The organism is Hyalangium versicolor (assembly GCF_020103695.1).
GTDB lineage: Bacteria > Myxococcota > Myxococcia > Myxococcales > Myxococcaceae > Hyalangium > Hyalangium versicolor.
In genome coordinates this window covers 13,742-25,213 of record NZ_JAHXBF010000033.1, presented here as the reverse complement: position 1 = coordinate 25,213, position 11,472 = coordinate 13,742, and the positions used below count along the sequence as shown (strand labels likewise).

Annotated in this window: 12 protein-coding genes; all 12 read left to right on the top strand. The window is 68.2% G+C overall.

Going from position 1 to position 11,472, the window contains the following annotated elements:
- Positions 1-15 precede the first annotated feature (15 nt).
- Positions 16-696 (top strand): response regulator, encoded by a 681-nt coding sequence (locus KY501_RS44810; RefSeq protein ID WP_224370768.1) that lies wholly within the window; start codon positions 16-18, stop codon positions 694-696.
- A 12-nt stretch (positions 697-708) separates the two neighbouring features.
- The gene (locus tag KY501_RS44805) at positions 709-2,070 is read left to right on the top strand and encodes a sensor histidine kinase (RefSeq protein ID WP_224370918.1); all 1,362 of its coding nucleotides are present in this window, start codon (positions 709-711) and stop codon (positions 2,068-2,070) included.
- A gap of 12 nt (positions 2,071-2,082) precedes the next feature.
- Positions 2,083-3,075: a metallophosphoesterase family protein gene (locus KY501_RS44800; RefSeq protein ID WP_224370766.1), complete on the top strand. Its 993-nt coding sequence runs from the start codon at positions 2,083-2,085 to the stop codon at positions 3,073-3,075.
- Between the two features lie 53 nt (positions 3,076-3,128).
- The gene (locus KY501_RS44795) at positions 3,129-3,623 is read left to right on the top strand and encodes a SixA phosphatase family protein (protein ID WP_224370764.1); all 495 of its coding nucleotides are present in this window, start codon (positions 3,129-3,131) and stop codon (positions 3,621-3,623) included.
- Between the two features lie 124 nt (positions 3,624-3,747).
- The gene (locus KY501_RS44790; protein ID WP_224370762.1) at positions 3,748-4,437 is read left to right on the top strand and encodes a response regulator; all 690 of its coding nucleotides are present in this window, start codon (positions 3,748-3,750) and stop codon (positions 4,435-4,437) included.
- A 90-nt stretch (positions 4,438-4,527) separates the two neighbouring features.
- Positions 4,528-5,790 (top strand): porin, encoded by a 1,263-nt coding sequence (locus KY501_RS44785; RefSeq protein WP_224370760.1) that lies wholly within the window; start codon positions 4,528-4,530, stop codon positions 5,788-5,790.
- Positions 5,791-5,820: 30 nt separating this feature from the next.
- Positions 5,821-6,642 carry a phosphate ABC transporter substrate-binding protein gene (locus KY501_RS44780; protein WP_224370758.1) on the top strand — a complete coding sequence of 274 codons (822 nt, stop codon included), beginning with the start codon at positions 5,821-5,823 and terminating at the stop codon, positions 6,640-6,642.
- 38 nt (positions 6,643-6,680) lie between these two features.
- Positions 6,681-7,691 (top strand): phosphate ABC transporter permease subunit PstC, encoded by a 1,011-nt coding sequence (gene pstC, locus KY501_RS44775; RefSeq protein ID WP_373691719.1) that lies wholly within the window; start codon positions 6,681-6,683, stop codon positions 7,689-7,691.
- Positions 7,688-8,599 carry a phosphate ABC transporter permease PstA gene (gene pstA, locus KY501_RS44770; RefSeq protein ID WP_224370754.1) on the top strand — a complete coding sequence of 304 codons (912 nt, stop codon included), beginning with the start codon at positions 7,688-7,690 and terminating at the stop codon, positions 8,597-8,599. The genes pstC and pstA overlap by 4 nt, the downstream gene beginning before the upstream one ends.
- Before the next feature lie 43 nt (positions 8,600-8,642).
- The gene (gene pstB, locus KY501_RS44765) at positions 8,643-9,386 is read left to right on the top strand and encodes a phosphate ABC transporter ATP-binding protein PstB (RefSeq protein WP_224370916.1); all 744 of its coding nucleotides are present in this window, start codon (positions 8,643-8,645) and stop codon (positions 9,384-9,386) included.
- A gap of 13 nt (positions 9,387-9,399) precedes the next feature.
- On the top strand, positions 9,400-10,089 hold the full coding sequence (gene phoU, locus KY501_RS44760) for a phosphate signaling complex protein PhoU (RefSeq protein ID WP_224370752.1): 690 nt from the start codon (positions 9,400-9,402) through the stop codon (positions 10,087-10,089).
- Positions 10,090-10,226: 137 nt separating this feature from the next.
- Positions 10,227-11,438, top strand: coding sequence for a ceramide glucosyltransferase (locus KY501_RS44755; protein WP_224370750.1), 1,212 nt, complete (start codon positions 10,227-10,229; stop codon positions 11,436-11,438).
- Positions 11,439-11,472: the final 34 nt, after the last annotated feature.

The window sequence follows — 11,472 nt, the reverse complement described above, 5'->3', positions numbered from 1 at the left end:
AAGGCGGAGAAGGCCATGGCGCGCATCCTGATCATCGAGGACGAACAGGACCTCGCGGGACTCATCGAATACAACCTGCGTGCCGGAGGGTTCGAGGCTGAGTCGGCGAACACCGGCGCGGGAGGCCTCGCCAAGGCCCGCGCGCGGACACCGGACCTGGTGCTGCTGGACCTGATGCTCCCGGATGTGGCCGGCAGCGAGGTGCTCCGGATGCTCAAGAGCGACTCGGAGCTGCGCAAGGTCCCCGTGGTCATCGTCAGCGCCAAGGGCCAGGAGGCCGACCGCATCCAGGGCCTCGAGGCCGGAGCGGATGACTATGTGGTGAAGCCCTTCTCCGTCCGAGAGCTGATGCTTCGAGTCAAGGCGGTGCTGCGCCGCTCGGATGCGGAAGAAGCCCCGGCCCCGCTGCTCACCGCGGGCGAGATCCAGCTCGACACCTCGCGCCACCAGGTCCGCGTGAAGGGCGAGGAGGTCATCCTCACCGCCCTCGAGTTCCGGCTGCTGCGCACGCTCCTGGAGCGCGGCGGCCGGGTACAGACACGCGAAGTCCTGCTCTCGGACGTCTGGGGCATCCAGGCGGAGATCCACACCCGCACGGTGGACACGCACATCAAGCGCCTGCGCGAGAAGCTGGGGCCCGCGGGCGACATCATCGAGACCATTCGCGGCGTCGGCTACAAGCTCAACCCTCCCTGAGCCTGCTCCAGTCTGCCCATGCGCAACCTCATCATCCCGCTCCTGCTGTCCGCGATGGTGGTCCTGGTGGTGCTGGTGGCCCTGGACACGCCGGGCAGCGCCATCGCCGCCGCGCTCGTCACCTTCGCGGGCTTCGTCACCGTCATCGTCGCCAGCCGGGACAGCTTCGAGCGGCAGCTCCAGCTGCTCGCGCGCAAGACGCGGGTCCGCGCCGAGGGCACGGCTCCCCTGCCCTCCGCTCCCGAGGACGACACCCTGGACGAGGTGGCGAACCTCGAGGGCGCCATCGACTCGCTGCACGCCCGGCTCACCGCTCAGAACTCCCAGCTCACCCAGGAGGCGCGCACCCTCACCGCCGTGCTGGACGGCATGATCGAGGGCATCTGGATCACCGACGCCGCCGGCACCGTCGTGCGCCACAACGACGCCCTGAGGGAGATGCTCCAACCGGGCAGCACGGGCATCATCGGCCAACGTCCCCTGGCCCTCATCCGCAACGAGGAGCTCAACGACGCAGTGATGCGCGCCTGCCGCGACGGGGCCTCTTCCCGCCTGGAGCTCACGCTGGAGGGGCTCTTCCCCCGCACCCTGGCCATCCGCGTGACGCCCCTGGGCAAGGATCTGCCCGGCAGCGCCGCCGTGTTCCACGACGTGACGGAGCTGCGGCGCCTGGAGAAGGTCCGCAAGGACTTCGTGGCCAACGTCTCCCACGAGCTGCGCACCCCCATCACTGCCATCCGCGGCTATGCCGAGACGCTCCAGAGCGGCGCCCTGAAGGATCAGGAGATGGCTCCCAAGATGGTGGAGATCATCCACCGCCAGTCCGAGCGGCTCTCGGAGCTCGTGGAGGATCTGCTGGAGCTATCCCGCCTGGAGTCCCGCGAGCTGAAGCTGAAGATCGCCCCCGTGCCCCTGGCGGTGGCGGCCTCGCGAGCGGCGGAGACCGTCAAGCCCAAGGCCGCGGGCAAGGACATCCACCTGGAGCTCCAGGTGCCCCCGGAGCTGGCTGCGCTCGGAGACGAGCGAGCCGTCGAGCAGGTGCTCCTCAACCTGCTCGATAACGCGGTGAAGTACACCCCGGCGGGCGGCCGGGTGAACCTCTTCGGCACATTGGAGGACGGGCGCTGCGTGGTCCGCGTCAAGGACACCGGAGTGGGCATCGAGCCCAAGCACCTCTCCCGTATCTTCGAGCGATTCTACCGGGTGGACAAAGGTCGCAGCCGGGACATGGGCGGCACCGGCCTGGGCCTGTCCATCGTGAAGCACCTGGTGGGAGCCATGGACGGAGAGGTGAAGGTGGAGAGCCAGCCCAATGTAGGCAGTGTCTTCGTCATTTTTCTTCCCGTGGCTGCCCCTGAGGCCGCATCCGGGTAGGATACGCGCACGATGCGGGTCGCGATCCTCGCGGACATTCACGGCAATCTCCCAGCCTGCGAGGCGGTCCTCGAGGACATCGACCGGATGGCGCCCGACTACATCGTGGCCGCCGGGGACCTGGCGCTGCGCGGTGCCCACCCGCGCGAGACGGTGGAGCTGTTGGCCGACCGCTGTGATGCGCTGCTGATGGGCAACACGGACTGTTACCTCGCGGGCAACTACCTGGGCGGCGCCTACCGCGAGCGGGACCACTGGAAGACGGAGCTGCTGCGCTGGACGCGGGACCAGCTGGGTGAGAACCACCTGAAGATGCTGGGCTCCATGCCCTTCTCCATCCGCTACACGCCGCGCAAGGGGCAGGACCTCTTCGTCTGCCACGCGAACCCGAAGAACCTCGAGGAGTCGCTGGACCCGACGCTGGACGAGCTGTCCGTCCGCAAGTTCTTCATGCACCTGGACGCGGCGGCCTGTGCCTTCGGCCACCTGCACTTCCCCTACCGGCGCCGCGTGGGGCGGATGATCATCGCGGACGTGGCCAGCGCGGGCATTCCTCGGGATGGAGATCTGCGCCCGGCCTACGGCATCTTCACGTACACGCCCAAGGGCTGGCGCGTGCAGATCCGCCGCGTGCGCTACCCGGTACGCAAGGCCACCCAGGCGCTCACCGCTCGCAAGGTGCCCGGCGGCCCCATCCTCATCCACAAGCTTGTGGAAGCGCGCTACCGCCACCACCACGCACTGCTGGAGGCCGCGCGCCGGCACTCGGGCCTGCCGCCTCCGGGGCCCGTGCTGCGTCCGCCTCCGGGAGCGCCGCCCCGCGCCGCGCCCGTCGAGCCCGCCGTGGCGGAGGAGCCCCCCGTTCCTCGCGACGAGGCCGAGGCCGCCGCGCTGAGGCAGGAGGCCGTGGATCCCACGGACCTCGGTCACGCCCAGGCCACGGCGATCGCGGCCGAGCCCGCACTGGCAGCGCAATTGGATGCCGTGAACGATCTGGACGGCTGACACACAAGGGTGGCTTGCCTCCACGCGCGGCGGAGGGTTACGGACGCGCCCCCATGTCCGTTCATGCCCTTCCGTTGATGCTCGTCCGCCACGCGGTGGCCGAGGAAGATCACCCGCTCGGCGACAAGGCCCGAGCGCTCACCCCCGAGGGACGCGCCGCCTTCCGCCAGCACGCGCGCAAGCTCGCGCGCCTCACTCCCATGACGGGCATTCTCTCCAGCCCGCTCGTGCGCGCCGTCCAGACGGCGGAGATCCTCGCCGAGGCCTTCGGGCTCGCCCAGGTGGAGGTGCACTCCGCGCTGATGCCGCGCTCCCACGCGCACAAGCGCATCGTGGAGCTGGCCTCGGAGGTGGGGCCAGGCTGGATCCTGGTGGGCCACAACCCGGGACTGGCGCGCGCCGGCAAGCTGGCGCTCGGCGAAGAGCTGCCGGACAAGATGCGCAAGGGCACGGTGCTGGCGCTGATGCCCTCCGGCAAGCGCTTCACCTTCGCGTGGATTGCGGCTCCGGGCCGATCCGTTCTCCGCCCGGATTCGCAGCACGCCTGAGCCCGCGTGTCACAGGCGTGCAACACGCGCACGCAACTCCGCGGAATCCAAGGGCGCGCATCGTCACGCACTTGTTTCCCCCGCGTCACGCCAACGCAAACGACAGAGGACAGATTGCGCCGCCATGTCACACGTCCTCATCGTCGATGACGAGCGCGACCTCGCGGAGCTCATCGACTTCAACCTCAAGTCGGCCGGCTTCTCCACCCGGGTAGCAGCCACGGGCGAGGCGGCCCTCAACGCGGCGCGAGAGCAACGGCCGGATCTGGTGTTGCTCGATCTGATGCTGCCGGACATGCCCGGCACGGAGGTATGCCGGCAGCTGCGCGCGGGCTCGCTCACTCGGGACATCCTCATCGTCATGCTCACCGCCAAGGGCGAGGAAGCCGACCGCGTGCGCGGCTTCGAGGTGGGCGCGGACGACTACGTCACCAAGCCCTTCAGCGTCCGCGAGCTGGTGCTGCGCCTCAAGGCCATCCTGCGCCGCAGCGGCCCACCCAAGGAGGACTCGGCGGCGCTCATCCTGGGCCCCCTCAAGCTCGACGTGGGCGCCCACCGCTTCTACGTGGAGGACAAAGAGGTGGCGCTGACCGCGCTGGAGTTCCGCCTCCTCGAGTACATGATGAGCCGCGTGGGTCGCGTGCAGACGCGAGACCAGCTCCTGGAAGAAGTCTGGGGCCTCTCCAGCTCGCTCGAGACGCGCACCATCGACACGCACGTGATGCGCCTGCGCGACAAGCTCGGCCCCGCGCGCGCCTGCCTCGAGACGGTGCGCGGCGTGGGCTACCGCATCGTCGATCCGAACGCCGCCTGAGCCCGTTGCCCACTTGTCACGGTGGAGCCGCGAAAGAGCCACAGACGTCCCGTACATGGCGCGCGTCTTCACCCACTGGAGTCTTTCAACGTGACCAAGAATCTCCTTGCCGCACTGCTGACCCTGACCACGAGCGCCGCCCTGGCCCAGACCGCGGAGACGCCCGCCGCCGGCGCGACGCCTCCGGCCGAGAGCGCGCCCGCGCAGTCCGCCGAGTCCTCCGCGGCGCAGCCCACCGAGACGCCCGCGGCTCCGTCCGTGGACGATCGGCTGACCACGACCGAGGGCAAGGTGGCGGCGATCGAAGAGCAGAACATCGAGACGAAGACCGACCTGTCCGCGCTCAAGAAGCTCCAGTTCTCGGGTTACGTCCAGGCCCGCTTCGGGGCCCAGCAGTCTCTGGATGACTCCGGCGCGGGTGGCTTCAACCGCTTCTACATCCGCCGCAGCCGCCTCAAGGCCACGTACACGGGCGATGTCGCCCAGTACATGTTCCAGATCGACGCGACCACCTCGAGCGTTTCGCTGAAGGACGTCGAGGCCACGCTCTTCATCCCGGGCACCAAGCAGCGCCTGTCGCTCACCGTGGGCCAGACGAAGTGGCCCTTCGGCTACGAGGCTCCGCAGTCCTCCAGCGAGCGCGAGTTCCCCGAGCGCTCCCTCGTGGTGCGCTCCTTCCTCCCGGGCGAGCGAGACGTGGGCGCGAAGTTCAACGGCCGCTGGGGCGTGTTCCGCCTCAACGTCGGTATCTTCAACGGCAACGGCATCCAGAACACCAACTTCATCGGCACGGACAACGACAAGGAGAAGGACGTCGTCGGCCGCGCGGGCTTCGACCTGGGATGGCTCTCCGGCGGCGTGTCCGGCTGGAGGGGCCTGACGCTCGGCAAGCGCACCGGCAGCACCCCGGACGCGTTCCGCACGGCCTATGCTCGCAACCGCATCGGCGCGGACGCGCAGGTCTACCTGGACCTGATCCCGCTCGGTGGCACCGCCATCAAGGCCGAGTACATCGCCGGCAAGTCGTACCAGCGCAGCGGCAACGAGATCTACGGCACGCCTGCGGGCGGCTGGTGGGCGATGGTGGTGCAGAACATCGGCCTGTCGGACGCGTTGGCGGTCCGCTACGACCACTTCGACTTCGAGAACGGCCGCAAGGCGGTCGAGGCCGACGGCAAGCTTGGCTCCAACAACGCCGTGGGCACGCTGGGCGCGACGGCCATCCACTACTTCGGCGAGAACCTGAAGGTCTCCGCCACCTACGAGTTGCTCTCGACTGCCACCGCCGACAGCGGCTCGGTCGAGGACCCGAAGGACAACCTGTTCACCTTGCAGTTCCAGGCCCGCTTCTAGGCCACGCTGTTTCCAAGGGAGTCACCCATCATGAAGAAGTTCCTCGCATCGTTCCTCGCCGTCTTCCTGCTGACGCTGCCCGTGGTGGCCCAGGCGGGCACCGTCACCGTCAAGGGCTCGGACACCATGGTCATCCTGGTCCAGCGCTGGGCCGAGGAGTTCATGAAGAAGAACCCCGACTCGAAGCTGCAGGTGACCGGTGGCGGCTCGGGCACGGGCATCTCCGCGCTCATCAACGGCACCACCGACATCTGCATGGCCAGCCGCCCCATGAAGGACACCGAGGTGGCCAAGCTCCGCACCCGCTTCAACACCACGGGCACGGAGATCGCCGTGGCCAAGGACGGCGTGACGTTTTATGTCCACGAGAACAACCCGCTGAACTCGCTCACCCAGGAGCAGCTCAAGGGCATCTACCTGGGCGACATCACCAACTGGAAGCAAGTGGGTGGCCCGGACGCTCCCATCGTCGTCTACTCCCGCGAGAACTCCTCCGGCACCTACACCTTCGTGAAGGACAACCTGCTCGGTGGTGAGGATTACACCGCCAGCGCGCAGACGCTGCCGGGCACCGCCGCCGTGGTGAACGCGGTGGCCAAGGAGAAGAACGGCATCGGCTACGGCGGCGCCGCCTACGCCAAGGGCGTCAAGGAGCTGAAGATCAAGGTGGGCAGCGACGAGCTGGCCCCCACCGCGGAGAACATCAAGAGCGGCAAGTACCCGCTCTCGCGCGATCTGTACTTCTACCTGCGCAGCAAGCCCTCGGGTGAGGCCAAGTCCTTCATCGACTTCGCCCTGTCCACCGAGGGACAGCAGATCGTGAACAAGGTTGGCTACTTCCCTGTGAAGTAGTCCCGTCACACGAATGTCACGCCCACGGAGCGACCAACATGGATAGAGAGGCCACCATGCAGCAGAGTCTCGCGGAACCCATGGTCGCTCCGAGAATCTCCCCCGCGGCTCGGCGCCGGCAGATCCGGGAGAAGGTCATCGCAGGCATCATCACGGCGATGGCGTTCACCGGGATCGCCGCGCTGGTGTTGATCATCATCTTCATCGCGAAGGAGGCGCTGTCCCTCTTCCTGGATGCTCAGGCGCGTGAGGAAGCGAGCCTGGCCAAGATGTTCCTGGCCCAGCCCACGCGTCCGGGCAAGCCGCTCGCCTACCTGTGGCAGCCGGTGTCCTCCGTGCCGAAGGTGAGCATGATCCCGCTCTTCATCGGCACGCTGAAGACGACGGTGGTGTCCATGGTGGTGGCGGTGCCGGTGGGCGTGGCCGGCGCGCTGTTCGCGGCGGAGTTCGCTCCGCGGCGGCTGCGGGAGCTGCTCAAGCCCGTCATCGAGCTGCTGGCCGGCATCCCGTCGGTGGTGCTGGGCTTCTTCGCGCTGATGGTGCTCGCCACGTTCCTGCAGGAGACGTTCGGCTTCACCTACCGGCTCAACGCGGTGGTGGCGGGCCTGGGCCTGGCGCTGGCCATCGTGCCGGTCATCTTCACCGTGTCCGAGGACGCCCTCACCGCGGTCCCCCGCAGCTACCGCGAGGCCTCGCTCGCGCTGGGCGCCACGCCCTGGGAGACCGCCTGGAAGGTCGTCCTGCCCGCGGCGGCTCCCGGCATCCTCGCCGGGTGCGTGCTGGGCTTCGGCCGCGCCATCGGCGAGACGATGATCGTCCTAATGGCCTCCGGCAACGCGGCCATCGTCTCCGCCAGCCTGGGAGACTCGGTCCGCTCGCTGTCCGCCACCATCGCGGCCGAGATGGGCGAGGTGGTCGTGGGCAGCCCGCACTACTCGCTGCTCTTCTTCATCGGCGTGGAGCTGTTCGTCTTCACCTTCGTCCTCAACATGGTGGCCTCGAGCTGGACGAAGCGCGTCCTCAAGCGGCTCACGGGAGGTGCCTCGTGAAGCACGCCACGCGCCGGACCCTGGGCCTGACCTTCACCTCGCTGACGGGTTTCTCCGCGCTGCTCATCGTGGGGATGCTCGCCATCATCCTCCTGGATGTCATCCGCGGAGGCGCGGGCCACGTCACCTGGCAGTTCCTCACCCAGCCCCCGTCCGACGGCATGATGGGTGGCGGCATCTTCCCTGCCCTCTACGGCACAGCGGCGCTGACGCTGCTGATGACGCTGGCGGTGATGCCGGTGGGCGTGCTCACGGCCGTCTACCTGCACGAGTACGCGCCGCCCCACTCGATCGTGGCGCGCTGGGTACGACTGGCGGTCATCAACCTGGCCGGCGTCCCTTCCATCGTCTTCGGCCTCTTCGGCCTGGGCTTCTTCATCCACTTCGTCGGCGGCGGCCTGGACCGCGTGCTGGGCTACGAGGACCTGCACTGGGCCCAGCCCGGCATCCTCTGGGCCTCGCTGACGCTGGCGGTGCTCACGCTGCCGGTGGTCATCGTCGCCACGGAGGAGGCCCTGCGCGCGGTTCCCCTGGATCACCGCACCGCGAGCCTCGCCCTGGGCGCCACCCAGTCCCAGACGCTGGTGCGGGTGGTGCTGCCCGGAGCGCTGCCCGGAATCCTCACCGGCGCGGTGCTGGCCGTCTCCCGCGGCGCGGGCGAGGTGGCCCCCATCCTCTTCACGGGCGCCGCCTACTTCCTGCCGGATCTGCCCTCTTCGCTGAACTCGCAGTTCATGCACCTGGGCTACCACACCTACGTGCTGGCCACGCAGTCTCCGGATGTAGAGGCCACACGCCCGTTGTTGTACGCCACGGTGCTGGTGCTGCTGATGCTCACCTTCGCCCTCAACCTCGTCGCGGTCGTCATCCGGACCCGTACGCGCCGGCGCGCCGCAAACGCCCACTGAGACGCTGTCCATGACCTTCCAGCCGCCCAGCCCGCGCATCAAGATGGAGTCGAAGGAGCTGACGCTCCGATACGGCAACAAGGTGGCCATCAACAAGGTGAGCCTCGCCATTCCCGATCGCCAGGTGACGGCGCTCATCGGCCCCTCCGGGTGCGGCAAGTCCACCTTCCTGCGCGCGCTCAACCGGATGAACGATCTCATCACCGGTACCAACCACACCGGCACCATCCTGCTGGATGGGACGAGCATCCACGAGCGCAGCGTGGACGTGGTGGACCTGCGCCGCCGCGTGGGCATGGTCTTCCAGAAGTCCAACCCCTTCCCCAAGTCCATCTTCGAGAACGTGGCCTACGGCCTGCGTGTGGCGGGAATGAAGGACAAGGGCCAGTTGACGGCGCGGGTGGAGAAGTCCCTGCGCGGCGCGGCGCTCTGGGACGAGGTGAAGGACCGGCTGGACGAGAGCGCCCTGGGCATGTCCGGCGGCCAGCAGCAGCGCCTCTGCATCGCCCGAGCCATGGCGGTGGAGCCCGAGGTGCTGCTCATGGACGAGCCCGCGAGCGCCCTGGATCCCATCGCCACGGCGAAAATCGAAGAGCTCATCCACGAACTGAAGGCCACGTATACAATCGCGATCGTCACCCACAACATGCAGCAGGCGGCACGGGTGAGCGACCGGACGGCTTTCTTCTACATGGGCGAGTTGGTGGAATGCGGGCCGACGGAGCAGATCTTCACCAATCCGCGCGAGAAGCGGACCGAAGACTACGTCACCGGGAAGTTCGGGTAGGAGCGAGGGACGGATGCCGGCAACGCATACCGATAAAGCTTTCGAGCAGGACCTGCGCGACTTGCGCGAGCGGTTGTTGGCCATGGGGGCCAAGGTGGAGGCGCTGATCGCCAACAGCGTGCGTGCCCTCACCGAGCGGGACTCCGCCCTGGCCGAGAACGTCATCAAGTCCGACAAGGACGTGAACCGGCTCGAGGTGGACATCGATGACCTCTGCCGGCGCATCCTGGCGCTGCGGCAGCCCGCGGCCAGCGATCTGCGCCTCATCACCACGGCGCTGAAGATCGTCACGGACCTGGAGCGCATCGGAGACCTGGCGGTGAACATCGCCGAGCGCGCCATCGATCTGAACCAGGTGCCGCCCCTGGCGCCCTACGTGGACACGCCGCGGCTGGCGGAGCTGGCCCAGCAGCAGGTGAAGAAGGCGCTGGACGCTTTCGTGTCCAATGACGTGGTGAAGGCCGAGGAGGTGCTCAAGGGAGACGATCTCCTGGATGCCCTCTTCCTGAAGGTCTTCAACGAGCTCCTGGCCTACATGATGGAGGACTCGAAGAACATCCGGCGCGCCACGGCGCTGATGTTCATCGCCAAGCACCTGGAGCGCATCGGTGACCACGCGATGAACGTGGCCGAGATGGTCGTGTACATGGTGCGCGGCAAGGACATCCGGCATCCGCAGAGCCGGAACATTCCTCAGGAGTAGGATCCGGGGCGGCGCTTCACGCCGCTGTCACTTGCATTTCCCGCGGCCGACGCGAGTCGGTCGCGGAGCTGACTCCGGGCCCTTCTAGCGTCTCGGGCAGGTCGCGCGATGACCGCGCGCCGCTCTGGAGACTGCGAATGCCCGTCGCCTCCCTCGCCCTGCTTGCCGCCGCATCCGTGGGGCTCGTCGCCCTGGCCGTGCAGCTTGTCCACGTCCTGCGCCACCGCAGGCAGCCTGCCCTGCCCCACTCTGGCACCGCGGCCCGGCCGGGCATCTCCATCCTCAAGCCGCTGTGCGGCGTGGATGACGATCTGGAGGCCAACCTGGCGCAGTTCGCCTCACTCGGCTACCCGAGCTACGAGGTGCTCCTGGGCGTGAAGGACATGAGGGACCCAGCCTACGCGGTGGCTCGGGCGGCGGTGGCCCGCTGGCCCCACGTCATGCGGCTGGTGCTGCAGGAAGGCGAGCCCGGCCTGAACCCGAAGGTGAACCAGCTCGTCACCCTCGCCTCGGAGGCCCGGTACGAACTGTGGGTGATCAGCGACTCGAACGTGCGCGTGGCGCCGGGGTACCTGGATGAGATCGCCGACGGGTTCGAGGATCCGGAGGTGGGCTGTGTGACGCACCCGATCGGTGGAATTGGAGAGCAGACGCTGGGCTCGCTGCTGGACAACATGCACCTGGCCTCGAGCGCGGCGGCGGGGGTGATCGCGGCCAAGCGGCTGGCGGACAAGGACATCGTGGTGGGCAAGTCCATGGCGCTGCGGCGCGAAGACGTGGAGTCGCTGGGCGGGTTCTTCTCCGTGAAGGACGTGCTCGCGGAGGACTTCGTCATCGGACAGTGGGTGACGCGCAAGCTGGGCAAGCGGGTGGTGGTAGCGAAGACGCCGGTGTTCAACGTGTCCCTGAAGAAGTGCGTAGGGGCCTTCTTCAAGCGCTACCTGCGCTGGAGCGTCATCCACCACAGCTCCGTGGGGACGCCGACGTACCTGGCGCAGGGGCTGCTCAACCCCGTGCCGCTGGCGCTGCTCGGCGCACTGCTGGAGCCGACCGTCCCCGCCTTCACGGCGGTGGCGGCCCTGGCGATCGCGAAGGCGCTCATCGACGTGACGGTGTTCCGCATGCTGCGTCCGGAGCGCGTGTCCTGGCTCAGCCTCCCCGCGGTCCTCCTCAAGGACGCCCTGCTCTTCGTGGCGTGGTGCAACGGGCTGTTCAGCCGGACGGTGGATTGGCGAGGCACCCGGCTGCGCGTGCTGCCGGGCACGCGGCTCACTCCGGTGGAGGCGCAGCCGGCGATGGTGCTTGCTCCGCGCGAGGCGAGCGCCGGGGAAGAGCTGGTCGCGAGTTGACCGCGTTGTCACCCAGGGCTCTCGCAGCTTTCAC